The following is a 22,154-nucleotide window of genomic DNA, read 5'->3' as shown; positions in this document are numbered from 1 at the left end:
CCGGTCAGGTTCTATTCGGTTCGTTATCCTGATCGGAGCGCGAGCCCGTCCAGTTTCCCGGGCCTGCTTACTTCGATTGCCATGCGTACCAGCGCTTCGCGATCGCATCGCGGTTCTCGGCCCAGTACTTCATGTCGAGATTGATCTGCGAGGCCTTGTACTGGTCGGGCAGCGTCTTCGCGATCGCCGGCGGCATCAACGCGGCCGACTTCAGGTTGATCGGCGCATAGCCGGTATCGGCCGCGAATTTCGCCTGGGCCTGCGCGCTCGTCGCGGCGGCGAGGAACTTCATCGCCGCGTCGCGATGCTTCGCGCCCTTCGGGATCACGAGCATGTCGGCGGCGGTCAGGTTCTGGTTCCACGACATGCCGACCGGCACACCGGTCTGCGCGAGTGCATGCAGGCGGCCGTTCCAGAACATGCCGATCGGCGCTTCGCCCGACGCGAGCAACTGCTGCGACTGTGCGCCGCCGCTCCACCAGACGATGTCGCCCTTGATCGAGTCGAGCTTCCTGAACGCACGGTCGAGGTCGAGCGGGTACAGTTTGTTGGGTGCGACGCCGTCGGCCAACAGCGCGATTTCAAGCACGCCCGGCGCCGACCACTTGTAGAACGTGCGCTTGCCCGGGAAGCGCCGGGTATCGAAGAGGTCCGCCCAGGTTTGCGGCTGCGCGCCCGTGTACTTCGCCTTGTTGTAGCCGAGCACGAACGAGTAATAGAAGCTGCCCACCGCGGAAGGCGTCGCGAAGCGCGGATCCAGGTCGGCCTTCTTCACCACGGCATAGTCGATCGGCTCGATCAGGCCGGCCTTCTCCGCCGCGTACGCAAAGTCGCCCTCCACGTCGACCACGTCCCAGCCGACGTTGCCGCTGTCGACCATCGCCTTGAGCTTGCCGTAATCGGTCGGCCCGTCCATCAGCACGTTGATGCCGCTCGCCTGCGTAAACGGCTGCGCCCAGTCCTTCTGTTGCGACGACTGGGTCGTACCGCCCCAGCTCGTGAACACGATCTGGTCGGCGGCGAGTGCGGGCGCGGCGCTCAGCGCGACCAACGGGGCGATACAGGCGAGGCGCGACGCTGCGAAGCGCGGGATGCTTCTGCTGCTCATGGTCTCTCTCCAGGAAAAACGGTTGCGACTCGCGGCCATGGGGGCGGCAGCCATTCGAATACGCGTGTTCAGGCACCCGGCGTCAGACGCGCCGGCTTCCCGATCTCGATCTTGTTGTTCATCGCCGGCCGCGATCGCAATCGCAATCGCGCGGCAGCGCTATCAGTGCGCGAGCGCGAGCGGCTGCACCGTGCCGGCTTCCGTGCCGCCGACATAGATGCCGTACGCGTCCTGCCGGCGTTCGCGCACGTAGCGTTCGAGCATCGAGCGCACGGCGGGATCGGTGATCTCGTCCCACGGCACCTGCCAGAGCGGCACGATTCGGATGCTGCTGTCGAACCACGGCGAGCCGGTGGGAATCACGCGGCCGCGGTAATAGATATGGACGCCCGGCTCGCGCGCGCCGATCGATTCGAAGACGGCGAACAGGAAGTCGAGATGCGCGTTGAGGCCGAGCTTCGCGAGCACGCCGCGCAGGCTCGCCGCGTCGCTCGCCGGTTCGAGCCGGGTGCCGGTCGGCAGGCGCAGCCCGTGCGGCGTATCGACGAGCACCAGCCCGTCGCGATGTTCGAGAATCGCGCCGACCTCGGCGCGCTCGCCCGCCGCAGACAACGCGTCCTGCGACAACGTGAAGTTCACGTACGCCCCGCGGCAATAGCCCAGCGGCAAAGCGCTCGTCTGTTCGAAGTCGACCACGCGGCCGATCAGGATGACGTGATCGCCCGCGTCCACCACGTCATGCGTCAGGCAGTCGAAGCTCGCCGCCGCATCCTGGATCACCGGCACGCCCGTCTTGCGTGTGCTCCACGGTACTTGTGCGAACTTGTCCGGTGCTTTCGATGCGAAGACGCCGGATACATCGGTCTGGTTTTCGGCGAGCACGCTCACGGCAAAGCGCTGCGTGGCGGAGAACACGGCGTGGCTCGACGCCGTCTTCGCGATGCACACGAGGATCAGCGGTGGGTCGAGCGACACGGACGTGAACGAGTTCGCCGTGAAGCCGCGTGGGGATCCGTCCTGCTGAAGCGTCGTGACGACCGTCACGCCGGTGACGAATGCGCCGAGCGCGCGACGAAATCCACGCGTATCGAAGTCCGGTTGCACGGTATGTGCGGTCATCGACTCAGTCATGGCGTTCTCCCGTGAACGGTGCGTTACTCGATGAGATTATGGTATTCCATCTTATGGCCCACAACAATGCCTGCCGTATTATGGAATACCATGAGTGGAATCAGCAGACAAAATCGAATGAATCGGCAGGCAAAACAAAAGGCCGCGGGCGTTGTGCGCCGGCGGCCTTTCATGTCAAACCCGAACCGCGCGAGTCGAAACCCGTGCGCCGGAACCCGTCAGCTTTCGTCGACGGCCTCGTCCTGTCGGGCCAGTGCCGACAACGCCAGTTCGGCCACCCGCTTGATGTGCGCGGCAGACGCGGCAGACGCCGCCTCGCCGTCGCGCCGCTCGATCGCGTCGAGCAGGCGGTTCATCTCGGTGTTGGAATCGCTGCCGCGCCCCGGCATCGCGATGGTCAGTGCCCGCAGCCGGTTGATGCGGGCGTTGAGCGTCTTGACGACCGTCAGCGACACCTGTTTCCCCGCGGCTTCGAACAGCGTTTCGTAGAAGCGCTCGGTGTACTCGAGCACGCGCGGCAGTTCCTGCTTCGCGAACGCATCTTCGATCGTCGCGCGGATCTCGCGCAGTTGCTGCACGACTTCGGGCGTCGCGCCTTCCGCGCAGGCCCGCGCGGCATTGGCTTCGAGCAGGCCGCGCAACTCGTAGATCTCGCCGACTTGCGCCGGATCGAGCCGTGCGACCACCGGCCCTTGCCGCGACACGGTCTCGACCAGCCCTTCGGTCTCCAGGTGCCGCAGCACTTCACGCACCACCGTGCGGCTCACGCCGAGTTCGTCGCACAGCGTGCGCTCGACGAGCCGGGCACCCGGCCGGAAATAACCCTGCACGATCGCACCGCGCAGTTTGTCGAGCGTCAGTTCGCGCAAGGTCTTGGCATTGCGGTCGATTTTGAGGTCTTGCATGGGCGGCACTCTGAAAACGGATGGGCTGCCTGCCCCGGCGATGCGCCGGGCACAGACATGGAATGCCATATTATGACCCAACTGTCGGCGCTTTCCATCCCACGCGCCGCGCGCCGTCAGCCGCGCGATCAGCCCTCCAGCCCCTCGACGATCGAGACCTGCGCGCGGCAGTGTCCATCCCGCTTCGCCTTCGCCGCCTGGTATTCAGGCGAGTGATAGCACGCGAGCGCCGTTTCCAGGTCGGGAAACCGGATCACGACGTGACGCTCGAACGCGTCGCCCTCCAGCACCTGCGATACGCCGCCGCGCGCGAGGAACACCGCGCCGAATTTCTTGAACGCCAGTGGTGCGAGATCCGTGTAGTCCTTGTATTTCACGGGGTCCAGCACCTGCACATGGGCAATCCAGTACGCACTCATTTTCCGCCTCCACGTTCGGGGAATTTCAAGACACGGGTTAACACTCATGGCATGCCGTAACATGGTATACCACAATGAATCCCACAATCAACGCACGAAAGGAAGGTGCCATGAGCCTGATTCGGAAATCCGTCCTCCATGTCGAGACGCTCCATGTGGATGGCGACAAGGTCGCGGCCAGACCGCTGAAGATGATCGGCGCGGTCGCCGTGATCAAGAACCCGTGGGCAGGCCGCGGGTACGTCGAGGACCTGTCGCCGGAGATCCGCGCGCTCGCGCCGCAGCTCAGCGAACACCTGACGAAGCTGATCCTCGACGAAGCCGGCTCGGGCGACGCGGTCGAAGCGTTCGGCAAGAGCGCGATCGTCGGCCTCGACGGCGAAATCGAGCATGCGTCCGCGCTGATCCACACGCTGCACTTCGGCAACACCTATCGCACGGCTGTCGGCGCGAAGTCGTACCTCGCGTTCAACAACACGCGCGGCCCGGCCAATGCGCCGCTGCTGATCCCGATGATGGACAAGAACGACGAAGGCCGTCGCTCTCACTACCTGACGCTCCAGTTCTCGATTCCGGACGCCCCGGCCGCCGACGAGCTGGTCATCGCCATCGGCGCCGCCACCGCCGGCCGTCCGCATCACCGCATCGGCGACCGCTACAAAGATCTCGCAGAGCTCGGAAATGACGTCAAGAACCCTGCCGCTGTCAAATAAGCGCGTCGCCCACTATCTCGACCAGGGCGCCGGCGAACCGCTGGTGCTGATTCACGGGGTCGGCATGCAGGCGAACGCGTGGTATCCGCAGATCGACGACCTGTCGCGCGACTTCCGCGTGATTTCGGTCGACATGCCGGGCCACGGCACGAGCGATGCACTCGACACCGATGCCGATCTGCAGCAGTTCGTGCAGTGGGCGATCGCGTTCATCGAGATGCTGAAGGTCGGCCCCGTCAACCTGGCCGGCCATTCGATGGGCTCGCTCATCGCCGCCGGTGTCGCGGTGACGCGCCCCGATCTCGTCAAGCGCGTGGCAATCCTGAACGGTGTGTACCGCCGCACCGAGCAGGCGCGCGAAGCCGTGCTGCAACGCGCCGCCGAGCTGCGCTCGGGAACCATCGACGTCGATACGCCGCTGCGGCGCTGGTTCAACGCGGAAGAAGCGCAGCAGGTCGCCGCGCAGAAGGTGGAATCGTGGCTGCAGTCCGTGGATCTCGCGGGCTACGCCACCGCGTACTCCGCGTTCGCGAAGGGCGACGAAGTGTATGCCGACGGCTGGCACCGGATTACCTGCCCCGCCCTCGTGCTCACCGGATCGGACGACCCGAATTCGACGCCCGAAATGGCCAGGCAAATGGCGCAGGCCGCGCATGACGGCAAGGCCGTCGTCATCGAGAACGAGCGCCACATGGTGAACCTGACCGCGCCCGAGGAAGTCAATCGCGCCCTGCGTGCCTGGTTGCAGACCGAGCCACAGGCGGAAACCCTGAAATCGGAAGTGTGAGATGAGCCAAGCAACCCGCCAGGAAGCCCCGGCGATCAACACCCGGGAGTTGCGCGACGCGTTCGGCGCGTTCATGACCGGCGTGACGATCGTCACCACCGCCCGCGATGACGGCCAGCCGCTCGGCTTCACCGCGAATTCGTTCTCGTCGGTGTCGCTGGACCCCGCGCTGCTGCTCGTCAGCATCGCGAAGACGTCGAGCAATTTCCAGACGTTTTCCACGGCCGGCCACTTCGCGATCAACATCCTCGCGGAGGGACAAAAAGAACTGTCCAACACCTTTGCGCGGCCCAGCGACGATCGCTTCGCACAGGTCGGCTGGCACCTGAGCGCGCATCGCAACCCGCTGATCGACGACGTCAGCGCGTGGTTCGACTGCACGACGCACGCGGTGATCGACGCAGGCGACCATGCGCTCATCGTCGGCAAGGTCGAGGCGTTCCATTCCGCCGGCTACGCGGGGCTCGGTTACTACCGCGGCGGCTATTTCACGCCGGCGAAGCTGTCGGCCGAGGTGATCGCCGGCCCGAAGGTCATCGTCAGCGCGATCATCACGCGCGACGACAAGGTGCTGATGGTGAAAACGGCCGACCACAAATGGGCGCTGCCCACCCGGGAGATCGGCAACGCAGGCGCCGACAAGGCGCTCGCCGAACTCTTCAGGCAATACCAGCCGGACGCTTCGGCAAGCTTCATCTATTCGGTCTACAACAATACCGAAACGCACTACCAGTACATCTCGTTCCTCTGCAGCGCGCCCGACGAAGTGGCCACCGCCGGCGCATTCGTGAGCCTCGACGATATCGAGGCCGATGCGTTCCAGGACAGCGCGCTGGCCAGCATGCTGGAGCGCTATCGCAGGGAAAGCCAGTTGAAGAGCTACGGCCTGTACTTCGGCGATCACAGCACCGGCACCGTCCGCCCGCTTCTTTCCTGAAAGGTCACATCATGCGTTTTTCGCTTTTCGTCCACATGGAGCGCGTCTCCGACCAGACCAGTCAAAAGCAGTTGTACGACGAAATGGTCGAGCTGTGCCAGATCGCCGATCGGGGCGGCATGCACGCCGTCTGGACCGGCGAGCACCACGGCATGGACTTCACGATCGCGCCGAATCCGTTCATCAACCTCGCCGACCTCGCCAACAAGACGAAGCGCGTGCGGCTCGGCACGGGCACGGTCGTCGCACCGTTCTGGCACCCGATCAAGCTTGCCGGCGAGGCCGCGATGACCGACATCATCTCGGGCGGACGTCTTGAACTGGGCATCGCGCGCGGCGCATACTCGTTCGAATACGAGCGCCTGATGCCCGGCCTCGACGCGTGGGGCGCGGGCCAGCGCATGCGTGAACTCATTCCGGCCGTGAAGAAGCTGTGGGAAGGCGACTACGCGCACGACGGCGAGTTCTGGCAATTCCCGTCGACGACGTCGTCGCCGCTGCCGCTGCAGCGACCGCATCCGCCGATCTGGGTGGCCGCGCGCGATCCGAACAGCCACGAGTTCGCGGTCGCGAACGGCTGCAACGTGCAGGTCACGCCGCTGCACTTCGGCGACGAGGAAGTCGAGAAACTGGTCGGCCACTTCAACGCGGCATGCGAGAAGTTCCGCGACATGCCGCGCCCGCAGATCATGCTGCTGCGTCACACCTACGTGGCGAACAGCGAGGACGACGCGCAAGTGGCCGCCGACGAAGTCAACGTTTTCTACAACTACTTCGGCGCGTGGTTCAAGAACGAGCGTCCGGTCAGCCGCGGAATGATCAAGCCGCTCAGCCGCGAGGAAATCGCCGCGCACCCGTTCTACACGCCGGAAGCGATGCGCAAGAACAACGTGATCGGTACGCCCGCCGAAGTCATTGCGCGCCTGAAGGCCTACGAGGCGCTCGGCTTCGACGAGTACTCGTTCTGGATCGATACGGGCATGAGCTTCGAGCGCAAGAAGGCGTCGCTCGAACGGATGATCCGCGACGTGATGCCCGCGTTCCAATAAGGTGCAGATGCCATGAACGTGCATTTTCAGCTGTATATCGACGGGCAGTTCGAGCCCGGCGCGGCCACCTTCGGCAGCATCAATCCGGCGACGGGCGCCGTGTGGGCGCAGATGCCGGAAGCGCGGACCGACGAGGTCGACCGTGCGGTATCGGCGGCCGGCCGCGCGTTGACCGATCCGGCCTGGGCAGGGCTTTCCGCATCCGCGCGCGGCAAGCTGCTGTACAAGCTCGCCGCGCTCGTCGAACAGGCCGCACCGCGACTTGCCGCGATCGAGACGAACGATACCGGCAAGATCATCCGGGAAACGTCGAGCCAGATCGCATATGTCGCCGAGTATTACCGCTATTACGCGGGCATCGCCGACAAGCTTGAAGGCAGCAGCATCCCCGTCGACAAGCCCGACATGCAGGTGTGGCTCGAGCGGCAGCCGGTCGGTGTCGTCGCCGCGATCGTGCCCTGGAACAGCCAGTTGTTCCTGTCCGCGGTCAAGGTCGGCCCGGCCCTCGCGGCCGGCTGCACGGTGGTGCTGAAGGCATCAGAGGAAGCGCCGGGGCCGTTGCTCGAGTTCGCGCGCCTCGTGCACGAAGCCGGATTCCCGCCGGGTGTCGTCAACGTCATTACCGGCTTCGGCCCGGAATGCGGCGCAGTGCTGAGCAGCCATCCGGGCGTGGACAAGGTCGCGTTCACCGGCGGCCCCGAGACTGCTCGCCACATCGTGCGGAACACGGCCAACAACCTTGCGAAGGTGTCGCTGGAGCTCGGCGGCAAGTCGCCGTTCATCGTGTTCGCCGATACCGATATCCAGAGCGCGGTGAATGCGCAGGTCGCCGCGATTTTCGCGGCGAGCGGCCAGAGTTGCGTCGCGGGTTCGCGCCTGCTGATCGAGGCGTCCGTCAAGGAACGGTTCCTTGCGTTGCTGGTCGAGCGGGTGTCGCGCATTCGCGTCGGATCACCCAACGAGCAGGAAACGGAGTACGGACCGCTGTGTACCGAACGTCAGCTTCGCAACATCGAATCGGTGGTCGCGAATTCGGTGCGCCAGGGCGCGAAAGTGCTCGCGGGCGGAACGAGGCTCGCGCGCGACGGCTACTACTACGCGCCGACCATCCTCGACTGCACCGGCGTCGAACAAGCCGACAGCATCACGACGGAGCTGTTCGGGCCGGTACTGTCGGTCGATACGTTCGACTCCGAGCAGGAAGCGATCGAGAAGGCGAACAGCACGGTCTATGGCCTCGCGGCCGGCATCTTCACGACCAACCTCACGCGTGCGCACCGTGTATCGAAGCGCGTGCGCTCGGGCATCGTGTGGATCAACACCTATCGGGCCGTGTCGCCACTCGTGCCGTTCGGCGGCTTCGGCCTGTCCGGGCACGGTCGCGAAGGCGGCCTGAGCGCCGCGCTCGAATACACGACGACGAAATCCGTGTGGCTGCGCACGTCGGACGATCCGATCAGCGACCCGTTCGTGATGCGTTGAGCGGGCCGGCATTCGCCTGCAGTACCGACTCGAAGCCGTACAGATCCTGCCGTGCCATGTCGCGTCGAACCGCGTGCATGGTGCGGCACGGTCCGGCAATAAAGATGGAGACAGCATGAAGCAAGCGGAAAACGATAACGGTGTTCTGGCGATCGAGAGCAACTCGATCGAGTACGTTGCCCCGGAGGCCCGGCACGGCAAGCCGGCCGACCTCTTCACCCTGTGGTTCTGCACGAACGTCGCGCCGCTGGCCGTGATCTCGGGCGCCACGTCAGTGCTGGTGTTCCACCTCGACCTGGTCAGCGCGATTCTCGCCATCGTGGCCGGGCAATGCTTCGGCGCGATCTTTCACGCACTCACCTCCGCGCAGGGGCCGCTGGTCGGCGTACCGCAGATGATCCAGAGCCGCGCGCAGTTCGGCCGCTACGGATCGTTGCTGGTGGTCGGGTTCACCACGCTCATCTATCTCGGCTTCTTCGTATCGAACATCATTCTCGCGGGCAAGACACTCCACACGGCCGCGCCCGCGGTACCGGTGCCGGTTGCGACCGTCATCGGCGCGGTACTCGCGACGCTGGTCGGCGTGATCGGCTGCCACTTCATTCATCGCTTCAACAAGATCGGCGCGTGGTTCATGGGCGGTGCGCTGCTGATCGGCGTCGCGCTGATGGTGCCTGGCCTCGACGCCCGGAGCTTCGCGCAGGGCCACTTCGATTTCGCGAACTGGTTCGCGATGTTCGGGCTGTGCGCGGTCTGGCAGATCAGCTTCGCACCCTATACGTCCGACTATTCGCGCTATCTGCCGGCTTCCGCCGGATTCGGAAAGACCTTCGCGTACACGTACTTCGGCACGTCGCTGGGAACGATCTTCGCGTTCCTGTTCGGCGTGCTCGCCGTCAGCACCGGGCATTCGACCGACGCGATGCAGGCGATCCGCGAGCAGACCGGCGCGTTCGGCTACGTGCTGATCTTCCTGTTCCTCGTCAACATCATCGGCCACAACGGGATGAACCTGTATGGCGCGGTGCTGTCGTTCATCACCGCCGCGCAGACCTTCCGCCCGCACTGGGTGCCCGGCCGCAACGTGCGCGTCGTCGTGTCGGCGGTGCTGCTGGTGGCGTCGACCATCACCGCGCTGTGGGCGTCGAGCAACTTCATCTCGATCTTCCTCAACGCGATCTTCGCGCTGCGCATCGTGCTGGCGCCGTGGATCGCGATCAACCTGATCGACTTCTATCTGGTGAACAACCGCCACTACCGGGTCGCGGAAATCATCAGCAGCCACGGCGGCGTGTATGGGGCGTTCAACGTCAAGGCCCTCGCGATCTACGTGTTCGGCATCGCGGTCCAGGTGCCGTTCATGGACGAAAGCTTCTTCCACGGCCCGTGGGCATCGATTCTCGGTGGCGCGGACGTGTCGTGGATGGTGGGACTCGTCGTCACCGCGCTGGTGTGCTGCCTGTTCGCGTCGAAGAACGGTTCGCGTGCACGCGGCCGCTGCCCGGCGAGCGCCGGGGCTCTGGATTAACGAAGGAGATCGATCATGAATGAAGACGACGCGCTGTTTCAGAAAGGCTTGCCGATCCGTCGGGAAGTGCTCGGCCCCGACTACGTCGATGCGTCGATGGAAAAGGCCGACGCCTTCATGATGGCGTTCCAGCGCGCCACCACGGCGTGGGCGTGGGGCTGGGCATGGGGCGACGAGACGCTCGACCGCAAAACGCGCAGCCTGCTCAACCTCGCGATGCTGACTGCCGCGGGTCATACCAATGAGCTCAAGCTGCACGTGAAGGGTGCGCTCAACAACGGTGTGAGCGTCGATGAAATCAAGGCGACGCTACTACATGCGACCGCTTACTCGGGAATCCCGCATGGATTGAGTGCGTTCAAGGCCGCACACGAAGTGCTGGTGGCCGAGGGTGCGTTGAAGTAAGCGCCGTCGGGTGAGCGCATCGCGACACCGCCGGCTCACCCGGTTGTGGTCGCGATCGATCCTTCAGTGCCCTTTCCCGCAGCCGCCGACATCCACCTTCGTGATGATGTCCGCATGGTTGGTCTTGATGGTGATCATGCAGACATAGTCCAGGACCGTCTCGTGATCGTAGTAGCCGGTGGCTTGATAGTCGTCCTGGTACACCGGTGTTTCCGCCACGCCGTTGCCGGCCGGGGTCATCCCGGCCACATGGCTGCCGACGTATTGGCTGCCGGTTTGAACGAACGTCAGATTCGGGCTCACGTGCGTTCGTGAACTGTCCCAGAAATAATTTCCGGTATAGCTCACCGATTCCGGTGATGCTGAGGGCACGGGCGGATGATTGATGAACGGCTGGCCGAACGTCTTGAATGCGACCGAGATCGGCTTCCCGACCATGGTTTTGGCCGCCTTCTGAACCGGGCCGGGATACATCGTGGCGCAGACCGGGCTGTTATCCAGCGCGGAGCAAACCGACGCACACCCGGTAGCGAAGGGCATGACCGCACACGCCAACACGATTGACAGGCTTCTTTTCGAGACAGGCATCTCCATGCAATCCTCTTTTTTATCTACGTGGAACCATCGTTGAAAGTGACATGCCGCGCTACGTCTTCGATGCTTCGTATGCGTTGGTATTCGGGTTGAACCGCAACGCACGGGATGAGTCGCGATGCAACCGCATGCCGCCGACCTGCCGAAGTCACGCGACGGCCGCGTCGCAAGCGCGCGGGTCCGTCAGGGTAGCGGCCGCGTGGTCAGCGTCATGTCGAATACGCCACCGGGCGGTTGTGCGCCGAAGACATCGCGGCGGGTCGAGCCGTCGGCTTCGGTCCGGCTGGATGGCCGCCGATAGTCGGCCACCGTGTAATAGGTGGTCGCCGGCTTGCCCGAATCCGCATCGGTGCCGCCCATCGACGTGTTGAACCTGACGCCGTTGCCCGACAGTTCAATGCCCAGCGTGTTGACGGCCCAGCGGCATACCCCCAGACCGTAGTAGTCCTGGTCTTGCAGACGGTCGGCGAAGAACGTGCCGCGGTACTCGGTGGCACTCACCCGCGTGACGTTGAACGCGACGGTCTTGTCCGGATAGATCGTGGCGCCGGAAATCGGCGTGAGCGGCAGGCAGCGATTGTTCTCGACGCGGAAGTACACCCATCCGCGCGCCGTACCGTCGAACGGCCCGGGCGGCTGGTGGATCTGCAGCGTGACTTCGTACTGCCGCTTCGGAACGGGGTTGTCCTGGATCTCGATGCTGCGCTGCTGTGCGCAGCCCGTCGCGGCGACCAGCGGCAACCACAGCGGGATCGATCGAACGAAACGGAGCCGAATGACCGGGTGCGGCCATGCGAAGCGTGGCCGGAGACGCATCCAGGTAACGGGTTTCATTGTTTTCATTTGTCGTTGTCGGTGCCCGTACGGAACGGGCCATCGTGCTCGGACACGATCAATGCGGAGTGCATTGTGCCAGCCGACGATTGTCTGCACCAGAGGCGAACCGGAAATCCATCGATCGCACGTGCCGGCATCGTTTCACACGGCGAAATATCGACGATATCGGGCAGTGACAACGACACCGCACGCCTGCGTGCGTCGAAGGTCACGCCGATTCTTTCATGTTCATTACGTTTTCACCTGGCGTTCACGCGGCCGCCAGGCGATGCGCTCAACCGCTAGCTACTCAGGCGAACGGCCGTCGACCCGCTTGTCATTGCTCGCTTGCGTCGCTGATCGGCTTGAATGACGGCGACGCGAAGCCGCCGTTCATCGTGCCGGTCAGCAGGGCACTGCTGCAGGTCCATGCCCACCGTTCGAACGTGTAGCTCGTCCGGATCCAGCGATGGCCCACGGCGTCGCCGCCCGGCACGCGAATCGACCAACCCACCTCGGCGTTGTAATGCGCTTCATCGGGTCCGTTGGCCACGACGCCCTGGGTCTCGACTGTCTTCTCGCGTGTCGCGCCGTTCTCGATCGGTTGCGGCCCCTGCTTCGCACCGGTCATGTCCTGTGCGTACAACTGCCGCAGATGCTCGACGCACGCGTCGAAACTGGCGAACGATTGCGGTGGCTGGGTCCTCGGCGGCAAATGGCCGCTCGCCAGAACTGCCGACGCGAACAACGCTGCAACGCCCGGCAACCACGCACGTGTGCCGATCCGCTTCATGTTTGAGCTCCGGTTGACCGGCCGGCGCACTCCGCAACCGGCACATCGCCCATTCTATTCGCACCACCGGGGCGTTCCGCGTGTCCGACGCATGGCAGGTCATTCGTTGACGGTCGTACAGGTCGCCACGGCGACACTGCGACCCTTGCCGATGTTTCGGCATCGAGCGGCGCGTCAAACGCCAATGGCCCGGGGTCCACCGACGGACCCCGGGCCACCGCAACTCAACGCTGCGCGACCTGCATCAGAACTGATAACCCGCGCCGACCACCGCGCCGAAGTCCGACCGCGTGTTGCCCGTCACCGATGCCTTGACGACCCAGCGGTTGCTCTCCGTCACGTACGAGTACCCTGCCGCGAAGCCCTGCTGGCCGTGATAGTTCGACGTGGCCGCCGATACCATCGAGCGCCCCGCGCCCGTCGGCTGCGGCAAGCCGGCCACCGCCATCGCCGACGCGACGCCGCCGTACATGTCCTTCTTCAGGTCGTTGAACGAGTTGTACACCTGCCCGATGCGCTGGTCGGTGTAGCCCTTCGCCTGCGTCGATGCCGCCGACAGGTTGTCGTTCAGCTGCTGCACGTTCACCGCGTCGGTCGGCGCCGTCCCGGCCGCGACGTTCGTGACCTGACGCTCGCTGCCCTTCGCGCCGACCGAGAACGAGTTGTCGCGATCGGCGACGGAGCCCTGGCCGACCGCCACCGCATTCTTGCCGGTCGCCGTCGCCGTCGACCCGATCGCCCCCGCATCGGCGCGCGCGATCCACGACGTGTTCGCATCGGTCGCCGCCGCACGGATCTTGTCGTTGGCCGCCGCATTCTGCAGCGCGGTGTTGAACTGGTCCATGTTGACCGCGTCGTTGGCGTTCACGCCCGCCGCGACGCCGGTCAGCACGCGGTCGCCCGCCGTGCCGGAGAAGTTCACGCTGGTGCCGCCCGTGCCCTGCCCGACCGTGATCGCGCCGTTCGGATCCTGCTGCTGCACGAGGCCGGCCTTGCCGTTCGCGATGTTGGTGACGTTGCTCTGCAGGTTCGAGATGTCGGTCGTGTTCTTCGACACCTGCTGGTTGGTCGCGTAAAGCTGCGAGCCGTTCACCGCATCGGTGCTGGTCGCGCTGAGCGTGCCTGCCTGCACGTTGGTGATGCGCGTGCCGCCGGCGCCGCCGAGCGTGATCGTGCTCTTCGAGCTGTCGTCGTACTGCACCGCGAGCGCGCCGAGCTGGTTCAGGTTCGACTGCACGTCCTTCAGCTGCTTCACGTTCACCGCGTCCGTATCGCTGGTGCCCGCCGCGACGTTCTTCAGCACGACCGCCGACGTGGCATCGCCGCCGACGAGCGACACCGAATTCAGCCGGTTGCCGTTCGTGTCGACGTCGTACTTGACGACGTTCTTCACGGCTTCGCCGGCCTGGTTCGACACCTGCGTGATCTGCTGTTCGAGCGAGGTCTTCACGCCCGACAGCTGGCCGCCGTTCACCGCATCCGTGCTGCCGGCGGCGACGTTGCCGTCGGCCACGTTCGTCAGCTTCGTCGGCGCACCGCCGCGCGCCGCGTTGAACGCGCCGAGCGTCGGATCGAACTGCAACGCGTCCTGCTGCAGCCCGGCGATCGCCGCCGTGTTGCCCGCGATGTTCGTTTCGGCATTGCCGATGCGCGTTTCGTGATTCTCGAGCGTCGTCGTGTTGCTGCCGACGCGGCCGTCGAGATTCGTCAGCGCGTCGCCGACATTGTTGAACGCGCTGCCGCCGATCTTGTAGTTCGGTGCGGTGATCGAGCCGTCCGGGTTCGCCGCCGCGCCGCCGCCGAGCGCGGCTGCCGTGCCGCCGATCGCGCTGCGCAGTTGTGCGCCGTTCACCGCGTCGGTGCTGCCGGCCGCCACGTTGCCGGCCGCCACGTTGGTCACGCGCACCGGGCTGCCGCCGTTGCCCGCGCCGAGCGAAACCTGCTGCTTGCTCGCATCGTCGTACTTCACCGCAAGCGCATCGAGCTGGCTCGTGCCGTCGTGAATCGCCGCGGTCAGCTGGTCGACGTTGACCGCGTCGGTACCGGCCTTGCCGGCCGCGACGTTGCTGATGAGCTGCGGGCCATGGCCGCCGTGGCTCGCATCGTACGCGCCGATGCCCGGGTTCCACTGGAGCGCGTCCTGCTGCAGCGCCGCGATGTTGCCCGTATTCGTCGTCACCTGGTTGCCGACGGTCGTGATCGACTGGTTGAGCGTGCTGGTCGCCTGGCCGAGCTGGCCGACGTTCACCGCATCGTTTGCCGCCACGCCATCGGCGACGTTGTGCAGGCCGACCGGCGCGGCTGCCGCCGTCCCGCCCAGCGTGACGCCGCTGTGCGCGTCACTGTCGTACTGCACGGCGTTCTTCGTCGCGCTGCCGATCTGGCTGGTGATCGACGTGCTCAGGTTGCCGAGCGTCGTGCTGAGGTTGTTCGTCACGCTCGTGCTGAGCGAGGCGAGGCCACCGTTCAGCTGCCCGACGTTGACCGCGTCGTGCACGTCCTTGCCGTCCGCGACGTTGTGCAGCGTCGTGCCGTTGGTGCCGGCGAACGTGACCGAATCGAAACCGCTTGCGCCGTCGTACTTCACGTTGCGCGCATCGGCCGCCTGCAGGCCGCCGATGTTCGACGCGGCCGTGCTTAGCGACGCATTGATGCCGGTCACGCTGGTCTGCAGGTTCGTGATGTTCGATGCGGCCGTCGACACGGACGTCTGCAGCGGTGCGAGGCTGCCCTTCAACTGGCCGACGTTCACCGCGTCGGTATTGGCGACGCCGGCGGCAACACCGCCGATCGTCGTACCGTTGGCGCCGTCGAGCGCGATCGCCGCATGCGTGTTGTCGGTGTACTTCACGACATTCTGCGTCGCCGTGACGATGCTCGTGCTGAGGCTGTTGCCGACGCTGGTCACGCGCTGGTCGACATTCGAGATCGTGGTCGACAGCGAATTGCCGACCGACGTCACGCGCGCATCGACGTTGCCGATGCCCGTGCTGAGCGTGTTGTTCACGTTCCTCAGCTGCTGGACGTTGACGGCGTCCGTATCGGCCGCGCCCGCCGCGACGTTCTTGAGCTGGCGTTCGCTGCCGAGTGCACCGAACGATACCGCGCCGCCGACCGGCGCAGCCGTGCCGCCGAACACCGGCGTGCCGCCGTTGTTCGCGCCGATGCTGCCCGAACCGATCGCCACCTGGTTGTTGCCGTTCGTCTGCGCGCCCGCGCCGATCGCCACCGATTGCGTACCGCCGGCACGCGTCTGCGTCGCCGCGTCGTACGACGCGCCGGCCGACACGCCGTCGCTCGACGTCGGGTTTGCACCGCCGATCGCGACCGAACGATCGCCGCTGGCCAGCGCCGAGTGGCCGAGCGCGATCGAGCTCGTGCCGTGCGCATCCGCCACGTTGCCGAGCGCCATCGAGAAATCGCCGACCGCGGCCGACTGGCGGCCGATCGCCAGCGCGGTGTTGCCCTGCGCAACCGCCACCGTGCCGATCGCGGTGGACGAGTTCGCCAGCGCCTGCGAGCCGACGCCGATCGCAATCGCGCCGCCGCTGCTGCTGCCGCCGTTGCTGCTCGCATTCGACTGGTCGCCGATCGCGATGCCGCTGGTGCCGGCCTTCGCGTTCGTGCCCTGCGTCACGTTCGCCGTACTCACCGCGACGTAGCTCCCGCTCTTCGTTGCCACGCACAGCGGGTTCGTCCCGTCGATGCACTGCCCGGTGAGCGCGTTGTCCGGGTTGCCGCGATCGACGAAATTGTCCGCATGCGCGGCACCGGCGATCAGGACACCTGCGCCCGTGAACATGGCGGCGGCGAGCGCCGAAATCTGCTTCCTCTTCATGGTCTTCTGCTCCGTTTTGTAGCGTCTGGTTTGAATACGGACTACTTACTTTTATTGAAAGCTTCGACTGCGATTGCGATTACGACTTCGGTGCGAAAGCGAATACCGTCGCGCGGCCGGGCCGTGCCGAGAGCGACACGCATCGAGCGCCCGTATCGGCCGGACGTTCGATGGCCCGGGCACGTCGCTCCTTGACGGTCCGTTCCGTTAATTCGAAAAATTCTTCAGGAATCCGTATCGTTGTTCATGGACGAGTTCACCCCCGGCTGAATCCGGAGATTCAACCCGTCGTCATAAACACTCCGAATTCGATTCCGCGCCGAGCGCGGCCAACCCCGCTTCTTTTAATTCGTCTCCGGCAGCCGGATTCTCATTTCCAGGTATCGAACATTTGTTCGGGAGCGTATCAATTGATGATTTTCGCTCGCACCGCACAACATCCGTCACCTCCTGCCGTGTCTTGCGCTACTTCGTCCCGCCCTGCATTCAAAGTTCGGACGAATTATGAGACACAAGCCGGAACTATTGGCGGCAACATTCTTTATAGATTGTAAAGCCATGCAAATTCAACAAGTTACGTTAAAAAATAACCCATGGCAAACGATTGCGCATCTCCCGCCATTAACCCGAATGTTTTGCCGGGATGATAAATACATTGCCGAAGCGTATTCAAATCAAATACCGCCAATCGGGCGATACCGAAGTACGCGAACGCAATGAATAGTCCATAAAATAAAATGAAGGGAATAGAGCCGGCCCATCTGGCGGGAATCGAAATATGCTCCTACAATTCCGCTCGCATCGATACCGGCAGCCGCGCATTCCCGGCGCGACTGCGGCAATGCCCCGCGTCTTTACCGGCCAGTGATCAGAACAACCAATGCCGTGTATTGCGCCGACCAGTTGCCTGCCGCGTTGTCCGGCGACACCCGCGTTTCGATGCAGCGTGCGATGCGTTTGCGCGTCGTCGAAGAGCAGCTTCCGACCATTTTCCGAACCGGGCCGGCCACCCGCAGGAACGCAGCCAGCAGCCTTTTCACAACAGGTGCACGATGCCCCCATCGATCTCCGCATTGAGCGACGCCCATATCCTGGTCGTCGACGATCAACCCGACCAGCTGCGTCTGCTGATCGACATCCTGCGCGGCACCGGCTGCCGGATCAGCATCGCATCCGACGGCGCGCAAGCGTGCCAGCGCGCGCAGGCGCTGATGCCCGACCTGATCCTGATGGACGTGCGGATGCCGCGCATGGACGGCTTCACCGCGTGCCGCCTGCTGGCCGCCGATCCGCTCACGTCCGCGATTCCGGTCATTTTCCTGACCGTGGCCGGCGCGCTGCACGAACGGCTCGAGGGGCTGGAGATCGGCGGCGTCGACTATGTGGTGAAGCCGTTCGAGCCGGAGGAAGTGGTCGCGCGGATTCGCGTGCAGCTCGCACGGACGAAGCGCGAACGGCCGGCCGAGACGGAACAGGCGAACAGCCCGTTCGTGGCCGGCAAGGACGACGACATCATCGTGCGCGCGGCCATCCGCCACCTGTCGCGCACGCTGAACGATCCGCCGACGGTGGAAGAACTCGCACGCGCGGTCGGCACGCACGAAAAGCGGCTGTCGCGCGCGTTTCGCGACAATCTCGGCCAGACGGTGTTCGAGTATCTGCGCTACGAGCGGCTGCGGATCGCGCAAGACCTGCTGGATTCGACGTCGCTCAGCATCGCCAGCATCGCAAAGGAGATCGGCTTCTCGACGCCGGCCAATTTCGCGACCGCCTTCCGCGAGCGGTTCGGCATCACGCCGACCGAATGGCGGCGCCAGGGCCATGCAGGCGCGCGCGCCGCCGCACGGGAGCCGCAACGCGGCGCGTAGCGCGCCGGTTCGACGCGCGTCGCTGACGCGACACCGGCTCCACCGGCGCGCGGTTTCCCGCCGACATCCGGACAACGGCGCCGCCGTGCCTCGGCGCACCGATCGTCGACGACGAATCGCGCCACCCCGTCCGCTCGAATGAATCGCCTCCACGCGAGTGCGCCTTTTTTGGCAAACTTCGCCTTTTCGGTGAAGGGCACGAGCCATGCGACGTCCACGCTTTCCGAACGAATCGATCGTTGCCTCGTTGACGCAGGCAAAACGGGGCATAAGCTCTGGCGCGAAGCACTTCCTGCCGGCAGGCATCGTCGCGATATGCATGACCGGCCACGTCGACGCCATTGCGGGGCAGGCCACGACGGCGGCCCATCCGGCGTACTGGCAGCGAGGCAACGGCCAGCCGTACGAAGTCGCGGACACCGAAGTCCGCGACGTGCCGGACCCGGCTTCCGGCCGCGACTATCAGGTATTCGTCGCCTTGCCGCCGTCGTACGGCAGCCAGCCGCAGCGCCGCTACCCCGTCCTCTACGTGACGGATGCCGACTATGCGTTCCCCCTCGTCAAGCAGATTGCCCGCCGTCTCAACGGCGAGGGGCCGGTCGTCGAGGAGTTCATCCTCGTCGGCCTGTCGTATGCGCACGGCGAAAGCGGCGTGCAGAGCCGGCGGCGCGACTACACGCCCACCCCGGCAGGCTCGCCCGACGCACCGGCCGATGCGGTCCACGGCCAGGCCGGCGCCTATCAGGCGTATCTGCGCAACCAGGTTCTGCCGTTCATCGCGAAGCGGTACCGGACCGACGAAAGCCGACGGCTCTTTCTCGGCCATTCGTACGGCGGCCTGCTCGGCATGCGGATCCTGCTGACCGAACCGGGCCTGTTCTCCGGCTATCTCATCGGCAGTCCGTCGCTGTGGTACGACCATCACACGATGTCACGTGTCGAGGCTGCCTACGCGGCAAGCCACCGCGACCTGCCGGCGCGCGTGTTCATGTATGTCGGGGAGTACGAGGAAGTCCGGAAGGGCGACCCGCGTTTTGCGAGGACCTACAACATGGTCACCGATACGCGGAACATGGAAAAGGCGTTGCGATCCCGGCAATTCCGGTCGCTCCGGCTGCGGGTCGACGTACTCGACGACGAGAATCACCTGACGGTCGCGCCGCGCGGTTTCACGCACGGCCTCGAATATCTTCTGCCCGCCCCGGCGCGATAGCGGGCCCCGGATACCCCGTGCCGAATCCGGCGCGCGCGGTCACCAGTTGTATTTCGCGCTGGCCAGCACGGTCCGCTCGTTGCCGAACACGCACACGGCGTACGACTGGCAACCGCTGACGTAACGCCGGTCGAACAGGTTCGCGACGTTCAGCGAGAAACGCCAGTGCGGCATCTCGTAGTGCATCGCGAGGTCGACCAGCGTCGCGCTCGGCACCGTCAACGAATTGTCGGGCGCACCGGCCGACGCGCTCTGGTAGCGCACGCCGCCGCCGATCCCGATGCCCGACAATGCGCCCGCATGCCAGGTCCAGTCGGCCCACATCGACGCCATCTGCCGCGGCAGCGGCACGGACACCGGCCAGTTGTTCAGCGACGCGTCGTTCGCCTGCACGTTCTTGACGTCCTGGTACGCATACGACGCGACGATCGACAGCTCGCGCGTCAGCTTGCCGACCGCGCTCAGCTCGATGCCGCGCGAACGCACCTTGCCGGTCTGCACGGAGGTCGTGCCGGTCGGGTCGAGATTCACCGGCGTCGGCGTCACGACGTTGGTCTGGTCGATCTGGTAGAGAGCCGCGTTCAGCATCAGGTTCCTGCCGGGCGGCTGCCAGCGCAGCCCGGCCTCGGTCTGCGCGCCGCGCGTCGGCTTCGGCAGGCCGCCGCCGAACATCCGCACGCCGACGACGGGATCGAACGACGTCGAGTAACTCACGTACGGCGACAACCCGGCGTCGCCCTGATAGGTGAGCCCGACGCGCCCGGAAAACGCACTGACGTTCTGCTGCGCCTGCGTGCCGGCCGTCCGGTCGTCGAACCGCGCATTCACGACATCCTCGCGGCCGCCGAGCGTCAGCGTCCAGCGCCGCCAGCGGATCTGGTCCTGCGCGTACACGCCGACCGCGTTCATCGCCGTGTACTGGTCGATATGGCCGAGCGACGTCGGACCGGAGAAGATCGCGGCCGTCACGGGCCGGTAGACCGGGTGATACAGGTCGAGCGACGGCGCGAGCGCGAGCCGCACGCTGTTGGTCGTCGTCTGCCGGTCGAATTGCACGCCGAACAGCAGCGTATGCTCGAGCGGCCCCGTGCCGAAGCGCGCCTGAGCGCGGTTGTCGATGTCGAACCGGCTGTAATTGAGCTGGAACAATCCCGCGAAACGCATCATGTTCGTCGTGCTGCGCGGCACGAAGCCGTTGCCGAACACCGTCGCGTCATCGAGCGACAGGTGCGACCAGCGCACGTCCTGGTGCAGCGTCCAGATCCCGTTCACGCGATGTTCCAGCGCGTAGCCGAGCGACCATTGCTTCTTGCGGTAGTCGTTGAACGACGGGTCGCCCATGTAGATGTCCTGCGACAGGCGGCCGTTCGGGTTCGGCAGGACGGTGCCCGACGCGGGCAGGAAGTTCGACGAGATGTCGCCGCTGTCCTGCAGGAACGTGGCGGAGACCGTCAGCGACGTGTCGGCGTCCGGCCGCCAGCGGAATGACGGCGCGAGCGCGACGCGCCGGTCGCCGTTCGGGCCGGTCACCGCGTTGCCGTCGCGCGCGACGCCGACGAACCGGTACGCCAGCTTGCCGTCCGGGTCGAGCCTGTCGCCCACGTCGAGCATGACCTGCTTGCGCGCATCGTTGCCGATCTGCACGCCGGCTTCGCGCACCCGCTCGCCATCGGCGAGCTTCGTCTGCGCATCGACGATCGCGCCGGGCTCGCCCGCGCCGTACAGCACCGACGTCGGCCCGCGCAGCACCGCGATCGAATCGATCGTGTACGGGTCGACGCGCCAGTTCGCGATCACCGCCGTATTCAGGGCTGGCACGCCGTCGACGTACAGCGTCGGCGTGAAGCCGCGCAGCGCCGCATACCAATCGGTCCGGCTGTCGGCGCCGAACGTCGAGAAGCCCGGCACGTAGCGCAGCGCCTGGTTCAGGTCGGCCGCGCCGGTCATCTCGATCTGTTGCGCGGTGACGATATTGACCGTTTGCGGAATCTCGCCGACCGGCGTGTCGGTTTTCGTGCCGGCGGCCGTGCGCCGCCCGACGAGCCCGGCAGACGATGCATCGGCCGGCCCGTACACGTCGATTGCCGGCAGCACGGCCGACGGCGGGCCAACCTGCGGCGCTGCTTCCGCCGCTGCCGTGCCCGATGCCTGCGCGTGTGCGCTGCCCGCGGCCGCGACGCACAGCGCTCCCCCGGTCGCGATCGCCCTCACGCGTCGCGCCGCACTCGTCCCCGTTACCATCGTTCCCTGCTCCATCGTGCTGGTGGCCGATTCGGCCCGATCGTGGCGGACGCATCGAAAGCGCGTCCGTCCTGTTTTGTCATGCTTGTGATGTCGATTGCGCGCGCGCCGGAATCCGATGGCCAGTGGCGTCGTTCGCGAGCGCAGCGATCATACCGGGCGAATGTGGCGCGGTCTTCAAAAAAAGTGGGCGGGGGGTGACGGCTGGCTACCCTCATTCCCGACCGTGAAGTTCGACGGGTTCAAGACGACGCCCGTCCATACGTCGCCGGGCGTTTCGATCACACTGCCAGCGGCATAACCGGAGCGTGGGGATTCGCGGTATCA

Annotated in this window: 20 protein-coding genes; 9 read left to right on the top strand and 11 right to left on the bottom strand. The window is 65.4% G+C overall.

Features of this window, described 5'->3' with window-relative positions; translation table 11 throughout:
• Window positions 1-67: 67 nt before the first annotated feature.
• The 4 genes from AC5LXK_RS34010 to AC5LXK_RS33995 all read right to left on the bottom strand — a co-directional run bounded on the left by AC5LXK_RS34010 (window position 68) and on the right by AC5LXK_RS33995 (window position 3,563).
• Window positions 68-1,108: an ABC transporter substrate-binding protein gene (locus tag AC5LXK_RS34010; RefSeq protein WP_493395004.1), complete on the bottom strand. Its 1,041-nt coding sequence runs from the start codon at window positions 1,106-1,108 to the stop codon at window positions 68-70.
• 162 nt (window positions 1,109-1,270) lie between these two features.
• Complete coding sequence (locus tag AC5LXK_RS34005) at window positions 1,271-2,239, bottom strand: flavin reductase (RefSeq protein WP_493395003.1); 969 nt, start codon at window positions 2,237-2,239, stop codon at window positions 1,271-1,273.
• A 218-nt stretch (window positions 2,240-2,457) separates the two neighbouring features.
• The gene (locus AC5LXK_RS34000) at window positions 2,458-3,144 is read right to left on the bottom strand and encodes a GntR family transcriptional regulator (RefSeq protein WP_493395002.1); all 687 of its coding nucleotides are present in this window, start codon (window positions 3,142-3,144) and stop codon (window positions 2,458-2,460) included.
• Between the two features lie 128 nt (window positions 3,145-3,272).
• Window positions 3,273-3,563, bottom strand: coding sequence for a DUF1330 domain-containing protein (locus AC5LXK_RS33995; protein ID WP_493395001.1), 291 nt, complete (start codon window positions 3,561-3,563; stop codon window positions 3,273-3,275).
• Window positions 3,564-3,673: 110 nt separating this feature from the next.
• Between AC5LXK_RS33995 and AC5LXK_RS33990 the strand changes: the two genes are divergently transcribed.
• From AC5LXK_RS33990 to AC5LXK_RS33960, 7 genes are all read left to right on the top strand, one after another.
• Window positions 3,674-4,276, top strand: coding sequence for an amino acid synthesis family protein (locus AC5LXK_RS33990; RefSeq protein ID WP_493395000.1), 603 nt, complete (start codon window positions 3,674-3,676; stop codon window positions 4,274-4,276).
• Window positions 4,245-5,063 (top strand): alpha/beta fold hydrolase, encoded by an 819-nt coding sequence (locus tag AC5LXK_RS33985; protein WP_493394999.1) that lies wholly within the window; start codon window positions 4,245-4,247, stop codon window positions 5,061-5,063. The genes AC5LXK_RS33990 and AC5LXK_RS33985 overlap by 32 nt, the downstream gene beginning before the upstream one ends.
• 1 nt (window position 5,064) lies before the next feature.
• The gene (locus AC5LXK_RS33980) at window positions 5,065-6,000 is read left to right on the top strand and encodes a flavin reductase (protein ID WP_493394998.1); all 936 of its coding nucleotides are present in this window, start codon (window positions 5,065-5,067) and stop codon (window positions 5,998-6,000) included.
• A gap of 11 nt (window positions 6,001-6,011) precedes the next feature.
• Window positions 6,012-7,049: an LLM class flavin-dependent oxidoreductase gene (locus AC5LXK_RS33975; protein ID WP_493394997.1), complete on the top strand. Its 1,038-nt coding sequence runs from the start codon at window positions 6,012-6,014 to the stop codon at window positions 7,047-7,049.
• A 12-nt stretch (window positions 7,050-7,061) separates the two neighbouring features.
• The gene (locus AC5LXK_RS33970; RefSeq protein ID WP_493394996.1) at window positions 7,062-8,531 is read left to right on the top strand and encodes an aldehyde dehydrogenase; all 1,470 of its coding nucleotides are present in this window, start codon (window positions 7,062-7,064) and stop codon (window positions 8,529-8,531) included.
• 115 nt (window positions 8,532-8,646) lie between these two features.
• Window positions 8,647-10,059 carry a purine-cytosine permease family protein gene (locus AC5LXK_RS33965; protein ID WP_493394995.1) on the top strand — a complete coding sequence of 471 codons (1,413 nt, stop codon included), beginning with the start codon at window positions 8,647-8,649 and terminating at the stop codon, window positions 10,057-10,059.
• 15 nt (window positions 10,060-10,074) lie between these two features.
• Complete coding sequence (locus AC5LXK_RS33960) at window positions 10,075-10,464, top strand: carboxymuconolactone decarboxylase family protein (RefSeq protein WP_493394994.1); 390 nt, start codon at window positions 10,075-10,077, stop codon at window positions 10,462-10,464.
• A gap of 63 nt (window positions 10,465-10,527) precedes the next feature.
• Here AC5LXK_RS33960 and AC5LXK_RS33955 read toward each other — a convergent pair whose 3' ends face one another.
• The 6 genes from AC5LXK_RS33955 to AC5LXK_RS33930 form a co-directional block, all read right to left on the bottom strand.
• Complete coding sequence (locus AC5LXK_RS33955) at window positions 10,528-11,058, bottom strand: hypothetical protein (RefSeq protein WP_493394993.1); 531 nt, start codon at window positions 11,056-11,058, stop codon at window positions 10,528-10,530.
• Window positions 11,059-11,241: 183 nt separating this feature from the next.
• Complete coding sequence (locus AC5LXK_RS33950; RefSeq protein ID WP_493394992.1) at window positions 11,242-11,892, bottom strand: hypothetical protein; 651 nt, start codon at window positions 11,890-11,892, stop codon at window positions 11,242-11,244.
• A gap of 5 nt (window positions 11,893-11,897) precedes the next feature.
• Window positions 11,898-12,107, bottom strand: a complete 210-nt coding sequence (locus AC5LXK_RS33945; RefSeq protein WP_493394991.1) for a hypothetical protein — start codon at window positions 12,105-12,107, stop codon at window positions 11,898-11,900.
• Between the two features lie 104 nt (window positions 12,108-12,211).
• A complete protein-coding gene (locus AC5LXK_RS33940; RefSeq protein ID WP_493394990.1) occupies window positions 12,212-12,667 on the bottom strand; it encodes a hypothetical protein in 456 nt (151 codons plus the stop codon).
• A 244-nt stretch (window positions 12,668-12,911) separates the two neighbouring features.
• Window positions 12,912-16,505, bottom strand: coding sequence for a YadA family autotransporter adhesin (locus AC5LXK_RS33935; protein WP_493394989.1), 3,594 nt, complete (start codon window positions 16,503-16,505; stop codon window positions 12,912-12,914).
• Window positions 16,506-17,359: 854 nt separating this feature from the next.
• Window positions 17,360-17,545 (bottom strand): hypothetical protein, encoded by a 186-nt coding sequence (locus tag AC5LXK_RS33930; RefSeq protein ID WP_493394988.1) that lies wholly within the window; start codon window positions 17,543-17,545, stop codon window positions 17,360-17,362.
• Window positions 17,546-17,557: 12 nt separating this feature from the next.
• Between AC5LXK_RS33930 and AC5LXK_RS33925 the strand changes: the two genes are divergently transcribed.
• Window positions 17,558-18,373 (top strand): response regulator, encoded by an 816-nt coding sequence (locus AC5LXK_RS33925; RefSeq protein ID WP_493394987.1) that lies wholly within the window; start codon window positions 17,558-17,560, stop codon window positions 18,371-18,373.
• Window positions 18,374-18,692: 319 nt separating this feature from the next.
• A complete protein-coding gene (locus AC5LXK_RS33920; protein ID WP_493394986.1) occupies window positions 18,693-19,586 on the top strand; it encodes an alpha/beta hydrolase in 894 nt (297 codons plus the stop codon).
• A 39-nt stretch (window positions 19,587-19,625) separates the two neighbouring features.
• Here AC5LXK_RS33920 and AC5LXK_RS33915 read toward each other — a convergent pair whose 3' ends face one another.
• The gene (locus tag AC5LXK_RS33915) at window positions 19,626-21,827 is read right to left on the bottom strand and encodes a TonB-dependent siderophore receptor (RefSeq protein WP_493394985.1); all 2,202 of its coding nucleotides are present in this window, start codon (window positions 21,825-21,827) and stop codon (window positions 19,626-19,628) included.
• Window positions 21,828-22,154: the final 327 nt, after the last annotated feature.

The sequence above is a fragment of the Burkholderia pulmonis genome, from assembly GCF_984667975.1.
Note: the sequence above shows the minus strand (reverse complement) of the source record. Positions and strands in the feature narration are given on the sequence as shown.

Bases quoted from the DNA above. Each gene is read 5' to 3' on its own strand.
- AC5LXK_RS33975 (WP_493394997.1), top strand. From the start codon at position 6,012: ATGCGTTTTTCGCTTTTCGTCCACATGGAGCGCGTCTCCGACCAGACC.
- AC5LXK_RS33990 (WP_493395000.1), top strand. From the start codon at position 3,674: ATGAGCCTGATTCGGAAATCCGTCCTCCATGTCGAGACGCTCCATGTG.
- AC5LXK_RS33920 (WP_493394986.1), top strand. From the start codon at position 18,693: ATGACCGGCCACGTCGACGCCATTGCGGGGCAGGCCACGACGGCGGCC.
- AC5LXK_RS34000 (WP_493395002.1), bottom strand. From the start codon at position 3,144: ATGCAAGACCTCAAAATCGACCGCAATGCCAAGACCTTGCGCGAACTG.
- AC5LXK_RS34005 (WP_493395003.1), bottom strand. From the start codon at position 2,239: ATGACTGAGTCGATGACCGCACATACCGTGCAACCGGACTTCGATACG.
- AC5LXK_RS33955 (WP_493394993.1), bottom strand. From the start codon at position 11,058: ATGGAGATGCCTGTCTCGAAAAGAAGCCTGTCAATCGTGTTGGCGTGT.
- AC5LXK_RS33960 (WP_493394994.1), top strand. From the start codon at position 10,075: ATGAATGAAGACGACGCGCTGTTTCAGAAAGGCTTGCCGATCCGTCGG.
- AC5LXK_RS33935 (WP_493394989.1), bottom strand. From the start codon at position 16,505: ATGAAGAGGAAGCAGATTTCGGCGCTCGCCGCCGCCATGTTCACGGGC.
- AC5LXK_RS33970 (WP_493394996.1), top strand. From the start codon at position 7,062: ATGAACGTGCATTTTCAGCTGTATATCGACGGGCAGTTCGAGCCCGGC.
- AC5LXK_RS33980 (WP_493394998.1), top strand. From the start codon at position 5,065: ATGAGCCAAGCAACCCGCCAGGAAGCCCCGGCGATCAACACCCGGGAG.
- AC5LXK_RS33995 (WP_493395001.1), bottom strand. From the start codon at position 3,563: ATGAGTGCGTACTGGATTGCCCATGTGCAGGTGCTGGACCCCGTGAAA.
- AC5LXK_RS33965 (WP_493394995.1), top strand. From the start codon at position 8,647: ATGAAGCAAGCGGAAAACGATAACGGTGTTCTGGCGATCGAGAGCAAC.
- AC5LXK_RS33925 (WP_493394987.1), top strand. From the start codon at position 17,558: ATGCCCCCATCGATCTCCGCATTGAGCGACGCCCATATCCTGGTCGTC.
- AC5LXK_RS33915 (WP_493394985.1), bottom strand. From the start codon at position 21,827: ATGGTAACGGGGACGAGTGCGGCGCGACGCGTGAGGGCGATCGCGACC.
- AC5LXK_RS33985 (WP_493394999.1), top strand. From the start codon at position 4,245: ATGACGTCAAGAACCCTGCCGCTGTCAAATAAGCGCGTCGCCCACTAT.
- AC5LXK_RS34010 (WP_493395004.1), bottom strand. From the start codon at position 1,108: ATGAGCAGCAGAAGCATCCCGCGCTTCGCAGCGTCGCGCCTCGCCTGT.
- AC5LXK_RS33950 (WP_493394992.1), bottom strand. From the start codon at position 11,892: ATGAAACCCGTTACCTGGATGCGTCTCCGGCCACGCTTCGCATGGCCG.
- AC5LXK_RS33940 (WP_493394990.1), bottom strand. From the start codon at position 12,667: ATGAAGCGGATCGGCACACGTGCGTGGTTGCCGGGCGTTGCAGCGTTG.